The following is a 21,458-nucleotide window of genomic DNA, read 5'->3' on the forward strand; positions in this document are numbered from 1 at the left end:
TCACCCGCCTACGCTTTGCCGCCGAAGAAGACCTGCACCTCCCGGATCAGGCCGTCCCGTACCGTGATCGCCTCGACGTTGCGGTACCGGCCGCCCGTGGCGAGCTCGTACTCGTAGTAGGCGAAGACGAGTTCCTCGTCGGCGGGTGTGATGCGCAGGAGCCGCTGCTCCTGGAAACGGTCCGCGGTGGGGAAGCACCGCCGGAAGAACGCGGCCTTGTCGATGTGGTCGTCCTGCGGGCTGGTGAACGTGAAGTCCTCGGCGTACAGGGGCAGGGCCGCGTCCCGGTCCTGCGACCGGTAGCAGCGGAAGGCCGCCTCGACGACGCTTGCGGGGCTGCCGTGTGCCGGGTTGTCGTTCATTCGATCTCCATGGCTCGACGGATCGTCCTCGAAACCAGGCTGCCGCACCCGGGCCCCCGCTCGGCTTCCGGCATGCCGGGCCGCGCCTCGGGCGGCCCGGCAGCCGACGTCCGGGGCGAGCCCACGCTCAGAGGCGGGGTGCCCAGCCGGGTGGGGTGAGGCCGGTGTCGGTGAGGATCCGTTCGACGCCGGCCTCCAGGGTGCTGTGCCGGCTGATGACGTGCTCGATGCCGTGGGGGAGGAGGTCGTGGGGCCGGTACCAGACGGCCATGTCCTCGGGGGAGAACTCGGCGGCCTGCGGGGCGGGTGGCGTGCCGGCGTACGGTCTCGGCGAAGTCGACGTCGAGGTAGTAGAGGTGGCTGCGCCCTTGGTGGTCGGCGGCGAGCCGGGTCAGCATCCGTCCGTAGCGTTCGGCGTCGAGGATGCCTTCGACGACGACGTGGAAGCCGTGGTCGAGGGCGTGCCGCGCTACCACGTCGATCAGCCCGATGTTGGCGCCGCCGGGCACGTCCCGCTCGCGCAGCACGGTGCGGCGCAGCACGTCCTGGGCGACGACGGCGATGCCCCGCCCGTAGGCGGCGCGCAGCCGTGCGGCGATGCTGGACTTCCCGGCGCCGCTCGGGCCGCGCACCACGATCAACACGGTCTCCGCGCTGCCTGTCATGCCGGGACCGTGCCCGCGGCGCGACCTCGCCACACCGCCGAGGTCGCCCGCGGCCCCTTCGCGTGCTCGCCCCCGGTTTCGTACCCGACGGCCCGGTTTCCGGCAGAGGGCGGCCCGGCAGCCGACGTCCGGGTCAGGCGACCGTCAGGACGATCTTGCCGGTGGTGCGGCCCTGCTCGCCGAGTTCGTGCGCCTTCGCGGCCTGCGACAGCGGCAGGACGGTCTCCACGACGGGCCGCAGTGCGCCCCGCTCCACCAGGGCGGCGATCTCGCGCAGGCCCAGGTGGTCCGGCTCGACGAGGACCCACAGGGCCCGCACTCCGTCCGGGGCGGCGGGCACGTCGTCCGGCCCGGGCAGGGTGATCAGCCGGCCGCCGGGCCGGAGCACCTTCAGCGAGCGCTCCGCCGTTTCGCCGCCGAGCCCGTCCAGCACCACGTCGATGTCGGACACGGCGTCCTCGAACCGCACGGCCCGGTAGTCGACCACCTCGTCCGCGCCCAGTTCCCGTACCAGGTCGTGCTTGCCGGCGCTGGCGGTGCCGATGACGTACGCGCCGCGGGCCTTGGCGATCTGCACCGCGAAGTGGCCGACCCCGCCGGCCGCCGCGTGCACCAGCACCCGCTCCCCGGGGCGTACGTCCGCCGTGTCCACCAGGGCCTGCCAGGCGGTCAGCGCGGCCAGGGGCAGTGCCGCGGCCTCCACGTGGGTCAGCGACGCCGGCTTGGGGGCGAGGTGGCGGGCCGGGGCCACCACGTACTCGGCGTAACCGCCCGCCTGGCGCGGGAACAGCGGCATCCCGAAGACCTCGTCGCCGGGGCGGAACACGCCGACGCCCGGCCCGACGGCCTCGACCGTGCCGGACACGTCCCAGCCGACCGCGGGTACGTCGCCCCATGCGATGAGGGCGCCGCCAGCCCGGGTCTTCCAGTCCACCGGGTTCACGCCGGCCGCGTGCACGCGCACCAGGACCTCGTTCAGTCCCGGCTCGGGGCGCTCGATCTCGCGCTCGACCAGGTTCTCGGGCCCGCCCCACTGCTCCACGACCACCGCTCGCATGCTGACCTGCCTCGTTCTTCGTTGCGTTTCGTACGCCGCCGGGATTGCCCGGCGACGCAGTCCACGATCCGGCATGCCGGTCCGGTGCGGTGTTGGCCGTCCGGCCACTATGTGACAGGATCTGGCCATGGGTGCGGCGCAGACGAACCAGGCGGTGCGGGCGAATCCCACCGCGGGGAGTGCGGACGACCGGGAGCGGACGGCGGGGGCGCCGCCCCGGCTGCACCGGATCGCCGTGCTCGCCCTGCCCGGCGTCCCGCCCTTCGAGCTCGGGATCCCCTCCCGGGTCTTCGGCAGCGCGGTGGATGCCGAGGGCCGCCCGCTCTACGACATCGTGGTGTGCACCGCCGACGGCGCCCCGGTCCTCAGCGACGCCGGATTCATCGTGCAACCGGCCGCCGGCCCCGAGGCGCTGGTCGCGGCGGACACCGTGATCATCCCGCCCACGCACGCCATGCCCGAGCTGGGCCGCGGCGGCCCGCTGCCCCCCGAGGTCGGCGCGGCCATCGCCGGCATCCGGCCCGGTACCCGGCTGGTGTCGATCTGCTCCGGCTCCTACGTGCTCGCCGCGGCCGGGCTGCTCGACGGCCGGCCGGCCACCACGCACTGGAACCTGGCCCCGGAGTTCCGCCAGGCGTACCCGACGGTCAAGGTCGACGAGGAGGTCCTCTTCGTCGACGACGGCGATGTGCTCACCTCCGCGGGCGTGGCGGCCGGCGTCGACCTGTGCCTGCACGTGATCCGCCGCGACCACGGCGCCGCGGTCGCCAACCGGACCGCCCGGATGTGCGTCGTGCCGCCCTGGCGGGACGGCGGACAGGCCCAGTACATCGACCGTCCCGTCCCCGAACCCACCGTCGCCAGCACCACCGCCACCCGCGCCTGGGCCCTCGAACACCTCGGCGAGCCGCTGCCCCTCACCCGGCTCGCCGAGCACGCCCGGATGAGCCTGCGCTCCTTCACCCGGCGCTTCCGCGACGAGGCCGGTATGACCCCGGTGCAGTGGCTCACCGCACAACGCCTCGACATGGCCAAGCAGTTGCTGGAGTCCACCGACCTGCCGATCGACCTGGTCGCCCACCGGGCCGGCTTCGGCTCCGCGAACTCCCTGCGCGCGCACATGAGGACGGCCTTCGGGGTGTCCCCTGCCGCCTACCGCCGCACCTTCAGCCCCCACGAGCCCTCCGCCGTGCCCGCCGCCGGCCCCGTCGCTGCCGCCCCCGCCTCCGTCGCTGCTGCCCCTGTCCCTGCCGGCTGATCCCGTGGGCTCCCGGCCACCCTCACCCGATGGTGACCACCCGGGCCCACTCCGGCGGGGTGTCCGGGCGGTAGTCCGGGTCGTTCTCGTCGTAGTGGCCGGAGCGGGGGAAGAGCCCGACGACGGTGCGACAGGGCGGGGCGGTGGACGGCCAGGGGGTCTGGCCGTCGGTCAGGACCACGATGACGTCCGGCCGAGGGGTGGAGCGCAGGGTGGCGTGGAAACCGGTGCGCAGGTCCGTGCCGCCGCCGCCGAGGAGCGGGATCCCCGCCGTCCGGCACAGGGAGTGGACGGCCCGGGCGGCCGCGTCGCAGGGGACCACGCGGACCTGGTCCCGGCGCCCGCCGACCGCGCGGGCGATCGCCGCGACCTCCAGCAGCGCACTGCCCAGCTCGTCGTCCGAGACCGACCCGGAAGTGTCGATGATCACCGCGACCCGGGGCGGCCGCCGCCGCAGGCTCGGCAGGAGCACGCCCGGCACCCCGGCCGAGCGGCGGGCGGGGCGGCCGTAGCTGTAGTCCTCGCCCGCGCCGGGCCCGGAGACCGCCGAGCGCATCGCCGCGCCCAGCAGTTGCCGCCACGGCTGCGGCGGGTGGAAGGCCTCCTCGGCCCAGCGCCGCCAGCCCGCCGGGGCGCTTCCGGGGCGGCCCCGGATCCCCTCGGCGACCCGGAAGCGGACGGCGTCGCGTTCCTGCTCGGTCAGCCCGTGGGCGCCGTCGGGGCCCAGTTCCCAGGGCCGGTCGGTGCCGTCGGCGCCGCTGCCGCAGTCCAGCCAGGCCGCGTCCAGGTCGCGCGGGTGGAACCGGTAGCTGCGCAGGTACTCCTCCATCAGCAGCCCCTCCGGCAGCAGCAGCCGGCCGGGCAGGAGCGCGCCGGCCGGCCGGACCAGCCCGTCGCCGTACACGTCGTCGTTGATCTCGCAGTCGGCGGCGATGTTGGTCCGCAGCTGCGCGGCCGGGCCCTCCAGGCCGAGTTCGCGGGCGATCCGGTCGCCGCGCCCGTGGTGGTCGCGCAGCAGGTGCGAGACCTCGTGGACCCAGACGCCGGCGAGTTCCTCCACCGGAGTGCGGTCGACGAAGACCGGCGAGGCGTAGCAGCGCCAGTACCGGTCCACGGCCATGGTCGGCACCTGCCGCGACTCCACCAGGTGCAGTGCGAACAGCGCGGACGCCAGGTACGGCCGGGCCCGGGCGGCCTGCAGCCGGGCGGCGTACAGCTTTTCGGCGGCCGGCTTTCCCGTGGCCGCCTTGTTGGTGGCCGCCTTTTCGGTGGCCGGCGGGAGAGCGGTGCTCATCGGCCCGCCCTCGCCGCCACCCGGTCGGCCACCCGGGCCGCGGCGCGGTCGGCCCGGCGGGAGAGGGCGAGTGCCGGGGCGAGCCGCTCGATCGACTCCGGCACGTCCCAGTCCTCCCGGCGCAGCGAGGCCAGCGTGGTGGCCGGGACGACCAGCAGGTCCGGGGCGCCGGTGTCCAGCGCGCGGACCAGCAGCGCCCAGGCCGCGTCCCAGCGTTGACGGTCCGGCCGGTTGCGTACCGCCGCGACCACCCCGTCCAGCACCGCCTGGCGCAGGTCCCCGCGGTCGGGCAGTTCCGCGCCCGCCGGGTCGGCGAGCAGGTCCTCGGGATCGGGCAGGTCCATCCGGTCCATGCTCGCCATCAGCTCCAGCCCCGGGCCGTCACCGACGGTGCCGCGCACCAGCAGCGACAGCACCTCGCGGGAGGAGCCGGCGGCGGTCGCGAAGGCGATCAGCCGCAGCGTCATGTCCCAGCTGCGCGGGGACGGCCAGGCGCCGCCACGCCGGGTCTCGGTGGTGGGAATGCGGTGCACCAGTTCCGGGCGGGCGGTCAGCAGCCCGCACACCGCGCGCCGGGCGAGGGCGACGGCCTCCGGCAGCGCCTGCGGGTCGAGGCGGGGCAGGGTGGCCACCGGCCAGACGCCGCCGAGGCCGCGCACCACCACCTCGTGATCGTGCACCCACTGCAGGTGGACGAAGCGGTTGGCCAGCGGCGGGCTCAGCTCCCAGCCGTCGGCCGCCGAAGCGCGCGGGTTGGCGGCGGCCACGATCCTTACGCCGGGCGGCAGTCGGAGCGTGCCGATGCGACGCTCCAGGACCACGCGGAGCAGCGCCGCCTGGACGGCGGGCGGCGCGGTGGACAACTCGTCCAGGAACAGCAGTCCGCGCCCGGCCCGCACCAGCCGCACCGCCCAGTCCGGCGGGGCCATCGGCACGCCCTGCTGCGCCGGGTCGTCGCCGACGATGGGCAGCCCGGAGAAGTCGGAGGGCTCGTGGACGCTGGCGATCACCGTGGTCAGCGGCAGCTCCAGCGTCTCGGCGAGCTGGTTGAGCGCGGCGGTCTTGCCGATGCCGGGCTCGCCCCAGAGCAGGACGGGCAGGTCGGCGGCGACGGCCAGGGTGAGGGCCTCCAGCTGGGTATCGGCGCGGGGTTCGGTGGTGGTGTCGCCGAGGAGGTCGAGCAGTCGGCGGGCGACGTCGAGGCGGGTGGCTTCGGGCGCGGGCGTGGGCAGAGTCATGGGCACGGGGATGGGCATGGGCATGGGTGATCACCTCAAGAAGTGTGGTACGGAAGGGTTTTCGGCGTGCGGCGTGCGGCGTGCGGCGTGCGGCGTTTGGGGGCCGCGTCCGGCGTCCGGCGCCGGGGCGGGCGTCAGCGCGAGGTGGCGAGGCGCGGGCGGTTCGTGCGCGGGCGCGGGACTGTGTGCGTGCGGTGCGTGGGCGGGCCCGGGCGGAAGGGGAACTCGCAGGGTCCTGCGGTGGTCAGGCCCGCCCGGTAGAGGCCGTACGCGATCCGCCGCTGCGCGGCCGCCTCCAACTCGTCCCGCAGCGGGCCGTCGCGCAGCACCGCCTCCGGGCCGAGCAGGCCTTCGACGACGGCGAGCGCCCCGGCGGTGTCGCCGTGGTCCAACCGCTCGCGGACACCGGCCAGTTCGTGCGGACGGCGGTGCGCCAGGTCGACCGCGCGCAGGCAGGGCAGCGGGGTGCCGGACAGGGCGGCCAGCAGCTCCTCCCGGCGCAGCTCGGCCGGATCGTGGTCGAGCGGGGCGAGCGCCCCGTCGACCAGACCGATCCGGTGCTGCTCCCCCCGACAGTCCACCAGCCGTTGGGGCGACGGTGGTGCCGCCGGCTGGTCCGTCCGGGGCCGGTGCCCGGGCGCCAACGCGGCGGCCACCAACGGGTGCAGCCGGTCCGGCTCGATCGCCCCACTGCCGAGCAGGTCGACGTCGGGCGGCACCCAGGTCGCGGCGTCGGGCAGCAGGGGCAGCCCCGAGACGTCCCCGGTGGCGTCCGTCACGCACCCGTCCGGCCCGAGGAGCAGCCGCCGACGTCGGAGCCGCACGACGACGGGCCCGTCGGGGCGTCCGTCGGCACGCAGCAGCAGTGCGGCCTCGGCGGCCCACCGGTCGACGGCGCGGCGTTGCACCAGGTCGTCAACATCCGTATCAGATAGGGTGGTTGGCGCACCGGTGTCGAAGCGTACGGCCAGTTCCCCGCTGCGCCCGGCGTCCCAGAGGTGCCGGTGCAGGTCGTAGCGGAACCGGCGGCTGGGATGGGGATGCGGGTGCGGCGACCGTCCGTCACCGCCGCCGGACCCGTCCCAGAGCGCGAGGGCGATCCGCTGGCCGTACTCCGCCCAGGCGGGCGGCGTGCGGACCACCAGGGACACCGGTCGCTCGCCCGGGTACCGGGCCAGGGGCATGGTGAGGCCGGGCCGCAGCAGCCCGTCGGGTGCGGTTCTCGGTAGGTGCCAGCGCAGCAAGTCCGGTGCGAGGCAGCGGAGATCGGCGCGTACGCGGTCGGCGAGCGCCCGGCCGTGGGTGCGTGCGACGTCCCCGAGGCGGAAGTCGACCTCGACGTTGGCGGCGGCACAGGCACCGGCCCAGTCGCCGGCCAGACGGCGGGCGGAGGCGGTCTCGATCATGGAGGGCGGCACGGCGTACTCGCGTACGCGCCGCCAGAAGGAGAGGCGGGAGTCGTTCCCGTTCGCGGTGGAAGTGAGCATCAGCACTCACTCTTCGCGGACGGGACCCCCATTCTGAGATCAGCGTGAGTGGTCATCGCCGGGAGCATAGCGCTCGCAGTCGCCCGCCCGCCACACCGTTTCGCGCGCCCGCCGCCGGGCGTCTCCGGCCGCCGCAGGGTGTCGCCGGGGCGCTCAAGAGCCGGTGGAACCCCGGTCAAGACGGGTGGTTCGTGACGGCTTGGGTGTGTTCTGGTGGTGGACGGAGAAGGCGCGGCCTCGGCAGGTCCGGGGTCGGGCGGGGCAGCGCGAGGGCGTGTCGGCGGTGTAGACGCTCGCGCATGGAGCTGAGTGCGGAGGCTATGGTTCGCCGGCCCGGAGTGACCTTGACTGGTGGACACAAGGACGGACGCGAAGGGGGCACAGGATCCCGAGCGCGTCCGACCGGTCCGACTGGCTTCTACTTCGAGCGAGGGTGATCGTGATGGCTGGTGTGGTGGATCTTGCGGTGGATGCCGGTGTGGTGCTTGTCGTGGGTGGTACCGGGAAGACGGGTCGGCGGGTGGCGGATCGGTTGGCGGCGCGGGGCTATGAGGTGCGGGTGGGTTCGCGGTCGGGTGCGGTGCCGTTCGACTGGAACGACCGGGGTACGTGGGAGGCGTCGTTGGTGGGTGTGAGTGCGGCGTATCTGACGTATTACCCGGATCTGGCGTTTCCGGGTGCGGTGGAGGCGGTGGGGGCGTTCTCGCGGTTGGCGGCGGCGCGGGGTGTGGGTCGGTTGGTGTTGTTGTCGGGGCGTGGTGAGGAGGCGGCGGAGGCGGGGGAGAAGGCGGTGATGGAGTCGGGGGCGGCGTGGACGGTGGTGCGGTGCGCGTGGTTCGACCAGAACTTCAGTGAGTCGTTCTTCCTGGAGCCGGTGCTGGCGGGGGAGTTGGCGTTGCCGGTGGGTGGTGCGGTGGAGCCGTTCGTGGATGTGGAGGACATCGCGGACGTGGCGGTGGCGGCGCTGACGGAGGCGGGTCACGGGGGTGAGGTGTACGAGGTGACGGGGCCGCGGTTGCTGTCGTTCGGGGATGTGGCGGTGGAGTTGTCGCGGGTGGTGGGTCGTGAGGTGCGGTTCGCGGCGGTGTCGGAGGAGGCGTACCGGGGGGTGTTGGCGGAGGCGGGGTTGCCGGCGGACTTCGCGGAGTTGTTCGCGGTGATCCTGGACGGTCGCAACGCGTCGTTGGGTGACGGGGTGCGGCGGGCGTTGGGTCGTGAGCCGCGGGACTTCGCGGACTACGCCCGTGAGGCTGCCGCCTCGGGCGTGTGGAACGCGTGACCAGCCGGACGACCGAGCTGACGGACCCGGAAAGCAACACCTGCCGTTCGTACGGCAGTTCAGTAGATCTTCGGTGCCGGGTGGAGTAGGCCCCCTGACCGTCTGTCCCGGCTGCGCCGGGAGGGGTGAGGAGGCCGGTGCCCGCCGGGTACCGGGAGGGTCCCCGCGCTGGGCGGGGACCGGGGAGAACCGAAGGATCACCTATGCGTTCCAACCAGACTGCGACTCCTGCTTCCTCCACCGCTCCACAGTCCTTCACCGGCCTCGCGCCGGACGGCTCGGCCCCGGTCGTGCCCGGCACGCGCAGCAAGGCCGCCGGGCCGCTGTTGGTGGGTGCCACCGTCGCGATGGGGTTGATGGCGGGGCTGTTCTTCGCCTTCGACGTGTCGGTGATGCCCGGTCTGGCGGCGGGTGATGACCGGACGTATGTGACGGCGATGCAGCACATCAACAAGTCCATCGAGAACGGCATGTTCGGCCTGGTGTTCGTCGGGGCGTTCGCGGCGACGGGTCTGGCCGCGTGGCTGCAGCACAAGGCGGGTCGTCGGCAGGCGGCGCTGTGGGCGGCGGCGGCGACGGTGCTGTACGTGGTGGCGCTGCTGGTGACGATGGGCGTCAACATCCCGCTCAACAACCAGCTGGCGGCGGCCGGTGACCCGTCCCAGATCCAGGACCTCGCGGCCGTGCGGGCCAAGTTCGCCGACACCTGGGTGCCGGTCAACATGCTTCGCACGGCGCTGTGCGCGGGCGGCCTGCTCGCGCTGACCCGCTCCCTGGTGCTGCACGGACGCTCCGGGCGCTGAACCAAGCAGCCCCGCACCGCACCGCACCGCGATCGGCGCCCCCGGCGGATCCCGTCGGGGGCGCTTCGGCGCGTTCGGCCACGGCGTGTCTCGGTCAAGGCGTGCCGTGCCAAGGCGTGTCCCGTCAAGGCGTCTCCCGTCAAGGCGTGCCGGGCTACGGCGTGCCCGGTCACCCCGTCGCGCGGCTGGCCGATTTCACCCGGTTCCGTCACCCGGCGGGTCGCGGCGGGCCCGCCGTCGGCGCAGACTGGCCGGTGGCACCGGAGTTCCGACCGCAGGGGGCAGGCATGTCCGTACGACCCGCGAGGCGCAGGACAGTTGGACGTTTCCGGACCGCGATCGGCGCGCTCGCCGTCGCCTTGGCGGCGGGAGCCGCGGTCACGTTGCCCGCCGCACCGGCGGAGGCGGCCGGCGGCACGGGCGCCACGGCCGGCACGGGCGGCAAGGTCGTCTACCTCACCTTCGACGACGGCCCGAGCCCCGCCTACACGCCCAAGGTCCTCGCGACGCTCGCCCGCTACGGGGTGCGCGCGACCTTCTTCGAGATCGGGCAGAACGTTTCCGCCCACCCCTCGCTCACCGCGCAGGTCGCACGGCAGGGCCACAGCGTGCAGAACCACTCCTGGTCGCACCCGGACCTGCGCCGGCTCTCCGGCTCCGCGCTCAACTCCCAGGTGAGCAGTACGGACCGGGCGATCCGCGCCCAGACCGGCCGCACCCCGACCTGCCTGCGCCCGCCGTACGGTGCGGTCAACGCCGCGGTGCGCTCGCGCGCGGCGGCGCTCGGCAAGCAGGTCGTGCTCTGGTCGGTGGACCCGACGGACTGGTCCCGGCCGGGCACGGAGGCCATCCGCTCGCGGGTGCTGAACAACGTCCGCCCGGGGGCGGTGATCCTGCTGCACGACGGCGGCGGTGACCGCAGCCAGACGGTGGCCGCGCTGCCGGCGATCATTTCGACCCTCAAGGCGCGCGGCTACGGCTTCGCCACCCTGTGCGGCTGAGGCCGCCCAGGGTGGCGTCGGCAAATCGGTTGGCTAAGCGGGTGTCGGCAGAGCGGGTGTCGGTTCCGCCGAAGGCCGGGGTCAGCTCTGCCCGTTGAGCACCAGTGCCCAGGCGAGGCAGCCGAGGGCGGCCGTGGAGAGCAGGGCGCGCAGCACGTTGAAGCGCACCCAGCGGGCCTCGAAGCGGCCGCGCACGCCGGCCGGGTCGGCGATCCGCTGCGGCGTTCCGGCGGCGGCGAGTTCGTCGTTCAGGGGGATGTTGATCGAACGGGTGACCCCGATCATCGCGACGTACAGCACGAGCGCGGCGATGGTCGCCGGCAGCACGTCGTGGCCGTCCGACGGCAGGTGGAGGGCGACCGCAGCCGCTGTGGTCAGGAGGGCGCCGACGAAGCCGAGGACGAACCAGCCGTTCAGGATCGCCACGTTGACGCGCTGCATGACCTCGATGAAGGTCCGGTCCTCGACCCGCGCCAGCGCGGGCATGACCGAGCACGCGAAGGCGTAGAACAGTCCGGCGGTCAGTCCACAGGTGACAGTGGCCGCCACCAGGACGAGTGTGCGTGCCGTTTCCATCGTCGTGAGCCCCTCACTTCTCGCAGTTTTCGCTGCTTCTCGCTGTCGGTGTCGCTCTATCGCTGTGCTGCTGTATTGCTGTGCTGCTGTATCGCGGCATCGCTGGCGCCGCGTGTCGGTCCTACCCCCGTGGGGCAGATCATCCGGCATTTGCGGCGCCCGGGCCACCTCGTTCACTCAAGAGTCCCTCAAATGATGGGACGTCAAATAATGTCCCTGCGTCTACACTTGACGGCATGGACACTCTGACGGGACTCCTCGACGGCCCCAAGGCCCGCGGCGCGTTCCTGCTGCGGTCGATCCTGACCCCGCCGTGGTCGCTGCGGATCGAGGACCGGGCCCCGCTCTCGGTGGTGACGATGGTCCGCGGTGAGGCTTGGATCCTGCCCGAGCGCGGCACCCCGCTGCTGCTGCACCCCGGGGACGTGGCGATCGTGCGCGGCCCGGAGCCGTACACCGTGGCGGACGACCCGGACACGCCGGTGGACGTGATCGTCGGTCCGGGCCAGGTCTGCACCAAGGGCGGGGTGGACGTCTCCGAGGTGATGTCGCTCGGCGTCCGGACCTGGGGGCAGGGCCGCGAGGGCGACCGGGCCTCTTCGGTGGTCCTCTCCGGCACCTACCAGGCCGAGCACGAGATCGGCCAGCGTCTGCTGGGCTGCCTGCCCGCCCTGCTGGTCCGACCGGCCGGCACCGGCGCCGACGACACCCTGGTGCACCTGCTGGCCGCCGAGATAGGGCGCAACGAGCCCGGCCAGGAGCTGGTCCTGGACCGGATCCTCGACCTGCTCGTGGTCTCCGTCCTGCGCTCCTGGCTCGCCGCCCCCGACTCGGGCGCCCCCGCCTGGTACCGCGCCCAGCACGACGCGGTGGTCGGCCCGGTGCTGCGGATGATGCACGACGACCCGGCCACCGCCTGGACGGTCGCGGAGCTGGCCCAGCGGGTCGGGGTCTCCCGGGCCGGCCTGGCCCGCCGCTTCACCGCCCTGGTCGGCGAGCCCCCGATGGCGTACCTCGCGGGCTGGCGGCTGGCCGTCGCCGCCGATCTGCTGCGCGAGCCCGAGTGCACCGTCGCCTTTGCCGCCCGCAAGGTCGGCTACAGCAACGCCTTCGCCCTCTCGGCGGCCTTCAAGCGGGTGCGCGGCGTCAGCCCGCAGGAGCACCGCCGCCTCGCCGCGACCGGGACCCCGGCGCAGCCGGCGGGTTTCTCGGGTCCGGCGGAGACGGTGATCCTGGCGGGTTGAGCCGAAGGAGCGAGGCCTTCGCCTCAACGGTGATCCCATTTGCCTAAGCCATTTAGGTAATCCCATACTGTCTGTAGCGCACCGGTGCGAGCGGCGCGACCGTCAGTACGGGAGGAAGCACACATGGCACGGGCAGGACTGACCGTCGAACGCGTGGTCGTCGCGGGCGCCGAACTCGCCGACGAGGTCGGATTCGAGCAGGTGACCGTCGCCGCGGTGGCCAGGCGCTTCGGCGTCCAGACCGCCAGCCTGTACTCCCACGTCAAGAGCTCCCAGGACCTCAAGACCCGGATCGCCCTGCACGCCCTCGAGGAACTCGCCGACCTCGTCGCCGACGCCCTGGCCGGCCGCGCGGGCCGCGACGCGCTCGGCGCCTTCGCGGACGCCTACCGCGACTACGCCGCCCGCCACCCCGGCCGCTACGACGCCACCCGCCTGCGCCTGGACGCCGAGACCGCCGCCGCCAGTGCGGGCGTCCGGCACGCCCAGATGACCAGGGCGATCCTGCGCGGCTACGACCTCACCGAGCCCGAGCAGACCCACGCGGTCCGCATGCTCGGCAGCGTCTTCCACGGCTACATCAGCCTCGAGGCGGCCGGCGGCTTCAGCCACACCGCCGTCGACGCCCGGCAGTCCTGGGACTGGATCATCGACTCCCTCGACACCCTGCTCCGGCAGGGCGGCGCCCGCACCACCACCTGAACCCCCGTACGGCGCGCGCCGCGCACGCACCGCCCGCCCGGCGCCTGCGCGCACTCCGCCCGTACGACGACCCGAAGAAGCGCCATGACCACGATCACCACCCCCGTCACCGAAGACCTCCTCCACGGCCACCTGGACGTCGAGCGGACCCGCCGCGGCCTGCTGCCGCACCGCCTACCGGCCCGCGCCCGCCGGCAGATACCCGACGAGCAGCTCGCGATGGCCGAGTCCCAGCCCTCCGGCGTCCGCCTCGCCTTCCGCACCCGCGCCACCGCGATCACCCTGCACGCCGTCCCCACCAAACGCGCCTACCCCGGCGTCCCCCACGTGCCCGACGGCGTCTACGACCTCCTCGTCGACGGCGCCCTCACCGCCCAGGCCACCGTCCCCAGCGGCAACCTGCGCACCGTCGACCTCACCACCGGCCGCTTCGAACTCACCGAAGGCCCCGCCGGCAGCGCCCGGTTCACCGGCCTGCCCGCGCGGGACAAGACCGTCGAACTCTGGCTCCCGCACACCGAGACCACCGAGCTGATCGCCCTCGAGACGGACGCCCCACTGGAGGCCGTCCCGCCCGGTGCGCGCAAGCGCTGGGTCCACCACGGCAGTTCGATCAGCCACGGCTCCAACGCCGCCCACCCGAGCGGCACTTGGCCCGCCCTCGTGGCCAACCGTGCGGAACTGGACCTGGTCAACCTCGGCTTCGGCGGCGGCGCCCTGCTCGACCCCTTCACCGCGCGCACGATCCGCGACACCCCCGCCGACCTGATCAGCCTCAAGCTCGGCATCAACCTCGTGAACACCGACGCGATGCGGCTGCGCGCCCTCACCCCGGCCGTCCACGGCTTCCTGGACACCATCCGCGAGGGCCACCCGACCACGCCGCTGCTCGTCGTCTCCCCGCTGCTCTGCCCGATCCACGAAGACACCCCCGGCCCGCTCGCCCCCGACTTCAGCAGCGGCACCCTCCGCTTCCGGGCCACCGGCGACCCGGCCGAACGCGCCGCAGGCCGCCTCACCCTCACCGTCATCCGCGAGCACCTGGCCCGCATCGTCGCCGAACGCCGGGCCGACGGCGACTCCGCCCTGTACCACCTGGACGGACTCGCCCTCTACGGCCGGCCCGAACACGACACCCACCCGCTCCCCGACGGCGTCCACCCCTCCCCGGAAGCCCACCGCCTCATCGCCGAACGCTTCACCCGGCTGGCCCTCACCCCGGGTGGCCCACTGGCGCCGTGACCCGCCGTGACCCGCCCTGGCCAGGCCGCGCTGGTGAACACCAGCGCGGCCAGGCTCACCAGCAGCAGCGGAGCGGGCCCGCCGACGACACGGGTAGCCGTACTCAACTCGACGGCGGAAGAGCGAACGCCGTGATGAGGATCCCCCCGTGGGCGCCCCACCGGCCGATGCCGACACCGGGACGGTGAGGATGCCGGGCGGTGAACGTGCCGTCGGGTCGGACCGCGACGGTGATCGCGGCAAGAGCCGTCCACGTGCGGGTCAGCGGGTGGACAGCCTTGTAGACGGCCTCCTTGGCGCTGAAGAGAACAGTGTCCCAAGGGACCGCGCCCACCGGCAGCACGGCGAGCCGCCGCCGCTCGCCCTCGGTGCTGACGAGATCCAGGACCCCGCGCGGGAGCGGACGGACAGGCTCGGCGTCGATCCCGAGCGAGACGTGCCGACCGGTACTGGTGACCGCACAGGCCGTGTAGCCGTCGGTGTGGGTGATGCTCCCCACGGCACCCGACGGCCACTGCGGCGCACCCCCGGGCCCGGGCAGCAGAGGTGCCGACGGATGGCCCAACTCGGCCAGCGCCCGGCGGGCGAGCGTGCGGGCCGTCGTGAACTGGTGTCGGCGGCGCGGGGAACGATCCCGGATGTAGGCCGCCTCCGCAGGGTGGAGACGGCCCGCGTCCAGGGCGCCGAACGCTTCGGCGCACCGGACGTGCGGCGGCAACAGCGAGCCCAGGACGCCGGCGGGAGCGGTGGTGGCGGTCACGGCGGGTCAGCGGCCGGCCAGGACCAGCTGGTGGACGTGGTGGGCGATGTGCTGAGGAGTCTCCAACGGCAGCATGTGCCCGACTCCGACAACCTTGTGCAGCGTCGCCTGCGGGAGCGCGGCAACGAGCTCCCGGCTGAAGGCCGGCTTGACGACCTTGTCCTCGGTGCCGGTGATCACCACGGTGGGCGCCGTGATCCCGGCCAGCCCGGCCCGCTGGTCCATCTGCTGCGTGGAGGCGAAGCAGGCGGCACGCGTCTGCGGCAAGGTACTGGCGAAAAGCCGCCGGTTGGCCTCACGGGCCTCCAGGGTGGCACGCGGTCCATGCGTCTGACCGAGCAACCTGCGCCCCAGCCACGGCGTCCGAAGCGCACGACTGAACAGCTGGGACCCCATCATCTTCACCTCGCTCGCCGGAGTGTCCTGCCCGTGCGAAGCGGTCGACACGAGCACCAGCCCGGCAAGCCGCCCGCCCGCACCAGCCGTGCGCGAGACCGGAAGCCCAGCCGCCCAAGCAAGCGCCGCATAACCGCCACCCGAGTGCCCTACCACCACGACCGGCCGCTCCGCCGTCGTCAGCGTCCCCACGACGGTGCCCAGGTCCCGCCCGAGCCGCTCGATGCTGATCGGCTCCCGCCCGACCGTCGACGAGGCATGCCCACGCTGGTCATACGTGGCCACGGTGTGCCCGGCGGCAGCCAGTTGGTGAGCCGTGCTGTGCCAGACGGTCCGGGAGGCGGCCCACCCGTGGACGAGAACGACCAGCGGCCGCGTCGGGTCGGGCGTCTCGGGCTGGTGGACCGTGATGGCAAGGCGCGCGAAGTCGTCCGTGGTCGCGGCGTGATCGGTGGCCGTGACGGCGTAATCGGCCGGCAGGGCAGGGATTCCGACGGCGGTCTGCATGAGGTCCTCCGGTTTTTGATGGGTTGTTTGTTTATTCGTCGTTGGTGAGGTGGTGGTGGAGGTTGGTGAGGGCGTCTTGGGTGGCGGCGGTGTGCTTGATGGTGAGGTTGGTGAGTTTGTGGAGGAGTTTGGGCCAGTGGTGGGGGGTGGCGGAGAAGGTGATCGTGAGTTGGGTGTGAGTGTTGTTGTGCTGGGGGGTGAGGGTGTAGGTGGTGGTCCCGTGGAAGTGGCCCGTGTGGGTCTGGGTGAGGGTGTGGTGGGGGGCGATGTGGGTGGTGGTGCTGGTGAAGCGGAGTTTGGGGCCGGGGTTTCCGACGCCGGTGGGGTGGACGGTGATGTGAGTGGTGCCGCCGGTGGTGTGAGGGGGTGTGGGGCCGGGTTGGTGGGTGTTGTGGGGGTGCCACCAGGTGGTTTTGCCGTTGAGTTCGTCGAGGATGGCGTTCCAGACGGTTTGGGGCGGGTGGGGGAGGAGGGTTTGGTCGGTGTGGTGGATGGCGTGCATGGGGGTTTCCTTTCGGGGGGTGGGTGTTTTGTTGTTAGGGGAAGATGTTTTGGCCGGGGGTGAGGGTGTGTGTGGGGTCGTGGTGGTTCTTGGCGGCGGTGAGGGTGCTCCAGCGGGGGCCGTAGTGGGTTTGCCAGTCGGTGGGGGTCATGTGGGGGACGGCGCCGACGGGGTAGCGCTTTGCGCCGAGTTGGGTGGCGCGGTCGTAGAGGCGGCGGTTGCGGCTGAGGGCGGGTTGGGGGTCGGTGTCGGGGTGGGGGAAGGTGAGGAGGTCGAAAAGATAGGCAATGGGTTCGTTGGGGGTGATGGCGTAGGGATGAGTGAGCTTGTTGGTGGGGAAGGGGTAGCAGAGGAGGAGGCCCTGGCCGATGTCGTCGGGGGTGAGTTGGGGAAGGGTTTCGGTGAGGAAGGTGTGGGTTTGGGAGGCGGGGAGGAAGAGGGAGAGCCAGGGCTTGGGGGCGTTCCAGTAGCCGAGGTTCTTGATGGTGTCGGCGAAGGTGTCGGCGCGGTAGGTGTAGTCGCGGTAGGTGGTGTCGGTGGTGGCGGTGTGGGTGGGGTTGAGACCGGTGAGGAGGGGGGTGGGGTTGGGGGGTGTGGTGCCGTTGTAGTGGGCGACGGCTTCGATCTTGTAGAGGGGGGGTTGGCCGTCGGGCTGGATGAGGATTTCGCCGGTTTGGGAGGGGAAGCGGCCGTCGAGGAGGGTCTGTTGGTCGGCGAGGTAGGTGGTGAGGTCGTTGTAGTGGAGGGTGAGGACGAGGGCGCGTTCGGGGGCGGGGACGAGTTTGACGGTGGCCCGGGTGATGATGCCGATTTGGCCGGCGCCGGCGAGGGCGGTGTGGAAGACGTCGGTGTTGTGGGTGGGGGTGGCGGTGAGGATGCGGCCGTTGCCGGTGACGATCTCGATGGCCTCGACGGTGTCGGCTTGGAGGCCGTATTTGTGGACGGTGGAGCCGATGCCGCCGACGCTGATGGTGCCGCCGATGGAGAGGTGGAGGTAGTCGGTGAGGCAGGGGGGTGTGAGGCCGTGGGCGAGGGCCGCGTCGGTGAGTTGGGCCCAGGTGACGCCGGCGTCGACGGTGGCGTTGGTGGGGGTGATGCTGTGAATGCGGTTGAGGGCGCGGGCGTTGATGCTGATGCCGCCGGCGACGCCCGCTTGGCCGTAGTTGGAGTGTGATTCGAGGTCGTTGCCGGTGCCGCTCTGGCCGTTCATGGCGACTTTGAGGTTGTTGCGGCGGGCGAAGTTGATGACGGTGGCGATGTCCTGGGCGCCGGCCGGGTTGAGGACGGCGTAGGGGGTGGCGGCGGTGAGGCGCCCGAAGTCCTTGGCGAAAGCGGCTGTGGTGGCGGGGTTGGTGGTGAGGGTGCCCTGGAGGGCGGGAGCGGGGATCAGGTGTCCGCTGGTGGGTCCGTCGGCGGTGGTGGCCCAGGAGCGGGTGATGGTGTTGTAGCCGATGACGGTGGCGGCGGCTCCGGTGAGCAGGGCGCGCCTGGAAGGGTGCGGGCGGTTCATATCGGGCGGGTCTCCCAGCGGGTCGCGTGAACAAGACAGAACACGGCAGAACAAGGCCGGCCGGGGCAGGCGGCGCGGGCAAGGCCGGTATGTGGGGGGCGGGGGGTGCGGGTGGCGGGCCCGCACCGACGGCCTTGGCGGGCCGGGCCGCGGCCGGGTCGTGGCGGGCGGTGCCCGGCGGTGCTCGGGTGGTGCGGGCCGGTTGGGGGGTTTGGCTTCCGGCTTGGTGGGGTTGGCCTGCCGCCCGGGTGGGGGTGGTTGGGCGGCGGGCCGTGCTGGTGCCGTGCCGGGTTGGTGGGGGTGCCGTCGCCGGTGGCTGGTGCGGGGTGCTGCTTGTTTCTGGCGGTCCGGGGGGCTCTGGCTGGGTGTGGCCGGGGTCCTGTGGGGGCTGTGGGGTGTGGGGTGTGGCTGGGTGTCAGGTGTTGTTGGGGGTGTGGGGTTTGGTGGGTTTGGGTGTGGTGGTGTGGTTGGTGTGGGTGGTGGTTTGGTAGTTGGTGAGGTCGAGGTGGCGGGTTTGGTGGGTGAAGCGCCAGGTGTAGGTGGGCCAGATGGAGGGGTTGTTGTGGTGGGTGTCGGTGTACCAGCTGTGGCAGCCGCCGGTGTTCCAGACGGTGTTTTTGAGGCGGGTTTGGAGGGTGTGGTTGTAGGTGGTTTGGGCTTGTTGGTGGGGTTCGAGGGTGGTGAGGTGGTGGGTGTTGAGGGTTTTGAGGGCGTTGAGGATGTAGGTGATTTGGGCTTCGATGATGACGGTTTGGGAGGAGTGGCCGAGGGTGGTGTTGGGGCCGAGGATCATGAAGAGGTTGGGGTAGCCGTGGATGGTGGTGCCGCGGTGGGCGGTCATGCCGTGGGTGTTCCAGGTGTGGGCGAGGGTGGTGCCGTTGCGGCCGTGGATGCGGTGGGCGATGGGGCGGTTGGTGGCGGTGAAGCCGGTGGCGAGGATGATGGTGTCGATGTGGTGTTGGGTTCCGTTGGTGGTGGTGATGTGGGTGGGGCCGATGTGGGTGATGGTGTCGGAGATGATGTTGACGTTGGGTTGTTGGATGGCGGGGTACCAGGTGTTGGAGAAGAGGAGGCGTTTGCAGCCGACGGTGTAGTCGGGGGTGAGGCGTTTGCGGAGGGTGGGGTCGGGGACGGATTTTTTGAGGTGGCCGGCGGCCATGTTTTTCATGCCGGTGGTGCGGGAGGGGCGGGACATGAAGAAGGCGATGATTTCGCGGCCGTTTTTGTTGAAGGTGCGGCGGAAGTGTTGGTAGCCGGGGAGGTGGCGGAGCATCCAGGTGTGGCGGGGGGTGTTGGGTTTGTCGGGTTTGGCGGCGATCCAGGGGGGTGTGCGTTGGTAGAGGTCGAGGCGGGCGACGTGGGGTTGGATTTCGGGGACGAATTGGATGGCGGAGGCGCCGGTGCCGATGACGGCGATGTTGCGGCCGGTGAGGTCGTGGTCGTGGCGCCATTGGGAGGAGTGGAAGACGGTGCCGGTGAAGGTGTCGAGGCCGGGGATGTCGGGTAGGGCGGGGTCGGAGAGGTAGCCGGTGCCGGTGACGAGGATTTGGGCGGTGTAGTGGCCGTGGGTGGTGTGGAGGTTCCAGTGGTGGTGGGTGTCGTTCCAGCGGGCTTCGAGGAGTTCGTGGCCGTAGCGTAGGTGGGGTTGGACGCCGTAGCGGTGGGCGCAGTCTTTGAGGTAGGCGTGGACTTCGGCTTGGGTGGCGAAGGTGGATTTCCATTCGGGGTTGCGGGCGAAGGAGTAGGAGTAGAGGTGGGCTTGGACGTCGCAGGCGCAGCCGGGGTAGGTGTTGTCGCGCCAGGTGCCGCCGAGGTCGTCGGCGCGTTCGAAGACGAGGAAGTCGTTTTCGCCGGCGCGTAGGAGGCCGATGGCGGTGCCGAGGCCGGAGATGCCGGCGCCGATGACGGCGACTTTGAGGTGGCGTACGGCGGGGCGGTCGGTGGTGTGGGTGGTGGTGGCGGGCGTGGGGGCGTCGGCGGGGGTGGCGGCCGGGGTGGTGGTGGCCGCGCCGGCGGTGGCGGTGGCGGCGGTGGCGGCGGCGGTGGCGGCGGCGGTGGCGGCGGTGGTGGCGGTGGTGGCCGGGGCCGTGGTCGTGGTGGCGGCTGTGGTGGCCGGGGCTGTGGTGGCCGTGGTGGGTGTGGCGGCCGGGGCCGTGGCCGTGCCGGCGGCTGCGGTGGCGGTGGTGGTGGTGTGGGGGTGGGGGGTGGCCCCCGCCGCGGGGGCGGTGGGGGCCGTGGTGTGGGTGTGGGGTGTGGTGGGGGTGGTGCGGTCGGGGGTGGTGGTCATGGTGTGGGTGTCCTGTTCTGGGGTGGCCGGTGGTTGGTTCTGGGTGGCCTGGGTGGGTCAGGGGCGGCGGGTGAGGGTGACGCGGAAGTTGTTGAAGATGTGGTCTTCGAGGGTGTAGGCGAAGATGTCGAGGTAGCGTTCGAAGCGGGCGACGGTGGTTTCGTCGGTCATGGTGACGGCTTCGTCGCGGCGGGCGGCGAGGAGTTGGAGCCAGGCGCGGCAGGCGCGGGCGAAGGATTCGGGTTCGTTGCGGATCTCGGTGACTTCGAAGAGGCCGTCGAGGCCGGAGGCGAGTTCGGGCAGGCGGGGGATGTGGCAGCCTTCGAATTCTTCGCGCTGGAGGAATTTGAGGTCGTCGAGGAGCTGGCGGCGCAGGGGCGGGTTCTCGACGGTCATGGTGTGCAGGACGAAGCGGGCGCCGGGCTTGAGGAGGGAGTGGATCTGCTTGAAGAAGACGCGGTAGCGCTGGGTGCGTTCCTTGGGGGTGAGGGAGGAGAGCACGAAGTGTTCGAGGGCGTTGATGCAGAACGCGGCGTCGTAGGCTTCCTCGCCTGGGGTGAGGCGGTGGTCTTCCCAGCTTTCCACGCGGGCTTCGATGGCGGGGTTGCCCAGGGCGTGGACGAAGTCGGCCTGGGTGCGGGAGAGGGTGACGCCTACGGCGCGGTGGACGCCGTGGACGGTGGTGAGGCGGTTGAGCATGGTGCCCCAGCCGCAGCCGATGTCGAGGACCTTGGTGCTGTGGGCGGCGCGGGCGAGGTCGGTGAAGGCGTCGAGCTTGCGTTCCTGGGCTTCGTCCAGGACGGCGACGAGGTCTTCGCCGTCTTCCCAGTAGCCGCCGGAGTACATCATGGTCGGGCCCAGGATGAGCCGGTACAGCTCGTTGGGGACTTCGTAGTGGTGGCGGATGGCCTCGACGTCGGGGTTGATGGAGCGGGCTTCGACGGTGGTCATGGGATGGGGCCCCTCGAGTGGTGGTGGCGGATACAGGGGAATTCGGGTCCGGGCGCCGGCGGCGCCGTGCGGGCCGTAGGCGCTGCCCGCACAAGGCGGCGTGCGCGTGGCCGTGTGTGCTGAACCGGTCTGCTAGCGCGGGTTGTTGGTGCTTCCCGCGTGGCCTGCCGGTGCGGCGCGCTTGCCCGGTGGTGCCGGGTGGGGTGTGCGTGGCTGTGCTCTGCCGAGCCGGCCTGCTTGTGCGGGTTGTTGGTGCTTCCCGCGTGGCCTGCCGGTGCGGCGCGCTTGCCCGGTGGTGCCGGGTGGGGTGTGCGTGGCTGTGCTCTGCCGAGCCGGC

At 72.3% G+C, this 21,458-nt stretch carries 20 protein-coding genes; 7 read left to right on the forward strand and 13 right to left on the reverse strand.

What is annotated here, in order from left to right; translation table 11 throughout:
* Positions 1-8: 8 nt before the first annotated feature.
* The 3 genes from ACZ52R_RS09560 to ACZ52R_RS09570 all read right to left on the reverse strand — a co-directional run bounded on the left by ACZ52R_RS09560 (position 9) and on the right by ACZ52R_RS09570 (position 2,084).
* Positions 9-362, reverse strand: coding sequence for a nuclear transport factor 2 family protein (locus tag ACZ52R_RS09560; protein ID WP_465663634.1), 354 nt, complete (start codon positions 360-362; stop codon positions 9-11).
* Positions 359-1,027, reverse strand: coding sequence for an AAA family ATPase (locus ACZ52R_RS09565; protein ID WP_465663635.1), 669 nt, complete (start codon positions 1,025-1,027; stop codon positions 359-361). The genes ACZ52R_RS09560 and ACZ52R_RS09565 overlap by 4 nt, the downstream gene beginning before the upstream one ends.
* A 133-nt stretch (positions 1,028-1,160) precedes the next feature.
* On the reverse strand, positions 1,161-2,084 hold the full coding sequence (locus ACZ52R_RS09570; RefSeq protein WP_360500416.1) for an NADP-dependent oxidoreductase: 924 nt from the start codon (positions 2,082-2,084) through the stop codon (positions 1,161-1,163).
* Between the two features lie 127 nt (positions 2,085-2,211).
* On the opposite strand from ACZ52R_RS09570, the gene ACZ52R_RS09575 reads away from it, so the two are divergent.
* Positions 2,212-3,342 carry a GlxA family transcriptional regulator gene (locus ACZ52R_RS09575; RefSeq protein ID WP_465663636.1) on the forward strand — a complete coding sequence of 377 codons (1,131 nt, stop codon included), beginning with the start codon at positions 2,212-2,214 and terminating at the stop codon, positions 3,340-3,342.
* A 22-nt stretch (positions 3,343-3,364) separates the two neighbouring features.
* On the opposite strand, the gene ACZ52R_RS09580 is transcribed toward ACZ52R_RS09575, so the two are convergent.
* From ACZ52R_RS09580 to ACZ52R_RS09590, 3 genes are all read right to left on the reverse strand, one after another.
* The gene (locus ACZ52R_RS09580; protein ID WP_465663637.1) at positions 3,365-4,636 is read right to left on the reverse strand and encodes a vWA domain-containing protein; all 1,272 of its coding nucleotides are present in this window, start codon (positions 4,634-4,636) and stop codon (positions 3,365-3,367) included.
* Positions 4,633-5,874 carry an AAA family ATPase gene (locus tag ACZ52R_RS09585; RefSeq protein WP_465621928.1) on the reverse strand — a complete coding sequence of 414 codons (1,242 nt, stop codon included), beginning with the start codon at positions 5,872-5,874 and terminating at the stop codon, positions 4,633-4,635. Before ACZ52R_RS09585 ends, ACZ52R_RS09580 begins: the two co-directional genes overlap by 4 nt.
* 134 nt (positions 5,875-6,008) lie before the next feature.
* The gene (locus tag ACZ52R_RS09590) at positions 6,009-7,361 is read right to left on the reverse strand and encodes a hypothetical protein (RefSeq protein ID WP_465621930.1); all 1,353 of its coding nucleotides are present in this window, start codon (positions 7,359-7,361) and stop codon (positions 6,009-6,011) included.
* Positions 7,362-7,803: 442 nt separating this feature from the next.
* On the opposite strand from ACZ52R_RS09590, the gene ACZ52R_RS09595 reads away from it, so the two are divergent.
* The 3 genes from ACZ52R_RS09595 (at position 7,804) to ACZ52R_RS09605 (ending at position 10,444) form a co-directional block, all read left to right on the forward strand.
* Positions 7,804-8,640, forward strand: coding sequence for a Rossmann-fold NAD(P)-binding domain-containing protein (locus ACZ52R_RS09595; RefSeq protein ID WP_465753252.1), 837 nt, complete (start codon positions 7,804-7,806; stop codon positions 8,638-8,640).
* A gap of 203 nt (positions 8,641-8,843) precedes the next feature.
* Entirely contained in the window at positions 8,844-9,443 is a 600-nt protein-coding gene (locus tag ACZ52R_RS09600) for an anthrone oxygenase family protein (RefSeq protein WP_465626749.1), read from the forward strand.
* A 287-nt stretch (positions 9,444-9,730) separates the two neighbouring features.
* Positions 9,731-10,444, forward strand: a complete 714-nt coding sequence (locus ACZ52R_RS09605) for a polysaccharide deacetylase family protein (protein ID WP_465626750.1) — start codon at positions 9,731-9,733, stop codon at positions 10,442-10,444.
* A gap of 81 nt (positions 10,445-10,525) precedes the next feature.
* Here ACZ52R_RS09605 and ACZ52R_RS09610 read toward each other — a convergent pair whose 3' ends face one another.
* Positions 10,526-11,020: an anthrone oxygenase family protein gene (locus ACZ52R_RS09610; protein WP_465626751.1), complete on the reverse strand. Its 495-nt coding sequence runs from the start codon at positions 11,018-11,020 to the stop codon at positions 10,526-10,528.
* Positions 11,021-11,256: 236 nt separating this feature from the next.
* Here ACZ52R_RS09610 and ACZ52R_RS09615 point away from each other — a divergent pair, with 236 nt between their 5' ends.
* From ACZ52R_RS09615 to ACZ52R_RS09625, 3 genes are all read left to right on the forward strand, one after another.
* Positions 11,257-12,264, forward strand: a complete 1,008-nt coding sequence (locus tag ACZ52R_RS09615) for an AraC family transcriptional regulator (RefSeq protein WP_465626753.1) — start codon at positions 11,257-11,259, stop codon at positions 12,262-12,264.
* Positions 12,265-12,387: 123 nt separating this feature from the next.
* On the forward strand, positions 12,388-12,966 hold the full coding sequence (locus tag ACZ52R_RS09620; RefSeq protein WP_360510088.1) for a TetR/AcrR family transcriptional regulator: 579 nt from the start codon (positions 12,388-12,390) through the stop codon (positions 12,964-12,966).
* An 84-nt stretch (positions 12,967-13,050) separates the two neighbouring features.
* On the forward strand, positions 13,051-14,208 hold the full coding sequence (locus tag ACZ52R_RS09625) for an SGNH/GDSL hydrolase family protein (protein ID WP_465663644.1): 1,158 nt from the start codon (positions 13,051-13,053) through the stop codon (positions 14,206-14,208).
* A gap of 103 nt (positions 14,209-14,311) precedes the next feature.
* Here the strand turns inward: ACZ52R_RS09625 and ACZ52R_RS09630 are convergent, their stop codons facing one another.
* From ACZ52R_RS09630 to ACZ52R_RS09655, 6 genes are all read right to left on the reverse strand, one after another.
* Positions 14,312-14,968, reverse strand: coding sequence for a 4'-phosphopantetheinyl transferase family protein (locus tag ACZ52R_RS09630; RefSeq protein WP_465626756.1), 657 nt, complete (start codon positions 14,966-14,968; stop codon positions 14,312-14,314).
* A 6-nt stretch (positions 14,969-14,974) separates the two neighbouring features.
* Positions 14,975-15,871 (reverse strand): alpha/beta fold hydrolase, encoded by an 897-nt coding sequence (locus ACZ52R_RS09635; protein WP_465753253.1) that lies wholly within the window; start codon positions 15,869-15,871, stop codon positions 14,975-14,977.
* Between the two features lie 31 nt (positions 15,872-15,902).
* Positions 15,903-16,373, reverse strand: coding sequence for an SRPBCC family protein (locus ACZ52R_RS09640; protein ID WP_465626758.1), 471 nt, complete (start codon positions 16,371-16,373; stop codon positions 15,903-15,905).
* Between the two features lie 34 nt (positions 16,374-16,407).
* Entirely contained in the window at positions 16,408-17,883 is a 1,476-nt protein-coding gene (locus tag ACZ52R_RS09645; protein WP_465753254.1) for an FAD-binding protein, read from the reverse strand.
* Positions 17,884-18,298: 415 nt separating this feature from the next.
* Positions 18,299-20,170 (reverse strand): flavin-containing monooxygenase, encoded by a 1,872-nt coding sequence (locus tag ACZ52R_RS09650; RefSeq protein WP_465753255.1) that lies wholly within the window; start codon positions 20,168-20,170, stop codon positions 18,299-18,301.
* A 57-nt stretch (positions 20,171-20,227) separates the two neighbouring features.
* Entirely contained in the window at positions 20,228-21,121 is an 894-nt protein-coding gene (locus tag ACZ52R_RS09655; RefSeq protein ID WP_465614951.1) for a class I SAM-dependent methyltransferase, read from the reverse strand.
* Positions 21,122-21,458 lie beyond the last annotated feature (337 nt).

Source organism: Kitasatospora sp. NPDC034023, from assembly GCF_055575795.1.

Coding starts and splice junctions, on each gene's coding strand:
- ACZ52R_RS09580 (WP_465663637.1), bottom strand. CDS start 4,636: ATGAGCACCGCTCTCCCGCCGGCCACCGAAAAGGCGGCCACCAACAAG.
- ACZ52R_RS09635 (WP_465753253.1), bottom strand. CDS start 15,871: ATGCAGACCGCCGTCGGAATCCCTGCCCTGCCGGCCGATTACGCCGTC.
- ACZ52R_RS09640 (WP_465626758.1), bottom strand. CDS start 16,373: ATGCACGCCATCCACCACACCGACCAAACCCTCCTCCCCCACCCGCCC.
- ACZ52R_RS09600 (WP_465626749.1), top strand. CDS start 8,844: ATGCGTTCCAACCAGACTGCGACTCCTGCTTCCTCCACCGCTCCACAG.
- ACZ52R_RS09565 (WP_465663635.1), bottom strand. CDS start 1,027: ATGACAGGCAGCGCGGAGACCGTGTTGATCGTGGTGCGCGGCCCGAGC.
- ACZ52R_RS09610 (WP_465626751.1), bottom strand. CDS start 11,020: ATGGAAACGGCACGCACACTCGTCCTGGTGGCGGCCACTGTCACCTGT.
- ACZ52R_RS09620 (WP_360510088.1), top strand. CDS start 12,388: ATGGCACGGGCAGGACTGACCGTCGAACGCGTGGTCGTCGCGGGCGCC.
- ACZ52R_RS09570 (WP_360500416.1), bottom strand. CDS start 2,084: ATGCGAGCGGTGGTCGTGGAGCAGTGGGGCGGGCCCGAGAACCTGGTC.
- ACZ52R_RS09575 (WP_465663636.1), top strand. CDS start 2,212: ATGGGTGCGGCGCAGACGAACCAGGCGGTGCGGGCGAATCCCACCGCG.
- ACZ52R_RS09595 (WP_465753252.1), top strand. CDS start 7,804: ATGGCTGGTGTGGTGGATCTTGCGGTGGATGCCGGTGTGGTGCTTGTC.
- ACZ52R_RS09585 (WP_465621928.1), bottom strand. CDS start 5,874: ATGACTCTGCCCACGCCCGCGCCCGAAGCCACCCGCCTCGACGTCGCC.
- ACZ52R_RS09650 (WP_465753255.1), bottom strand. CDS start 20,170: ATGACCACCACCCCCGACCGCACCACCCCCACCACACCCCACACCCAC.
- ACZ52R_RS09590 (WP_465621930.1), bottom strand. CDS start 7,361: ATGCTCACTTCCACCGCGAACGGGAACGACTCCCGCCTCTCCTTCTGG.
- ACZ52R_RS09560 (WP_465663634.1), bottom strand. CDS start 362: ATGAACGACAACCCGGCACACGGCAGCCCCGCAAGCGTCGTCGAGGCG.
- ACZ52R_RS09625 (WP_465663644.1), top strand. CDS start 13,051: ATGACCACGATCACCACCCCCGTCACCGAAGACCTCCTCCACGGCCAC.
- ACZ52R_RS09615 (WP_465626753.1), top strand. CDS start 11,257: ATGGACACTCTGACGGGACTCCTCGACGGCCCCAAGGCCCGCGGCGCG.
- ACZ52R_RS09655 (WP_465614951.1), bottom strand. CDS start 21,121: ATGACCACCGTCGAAGCCCGCTCCATCAACCCCGACGTCGAGGCCATC.
- ACZ52R_RS09605 (WP_465626750.1), top strand. CDS start 9,731: ATGTCCGTACGACCCGCGAGGCGCAGGACAGTTGGACGTTTCCGGACC.
- ACZ52R_RS09645 (WP_465753254.1), bottom strand. CDS start 17,883: ATGAACCGCCCGCACCCTTCCAGGCGCGCCCTGCTCACCGGAGCCGCC.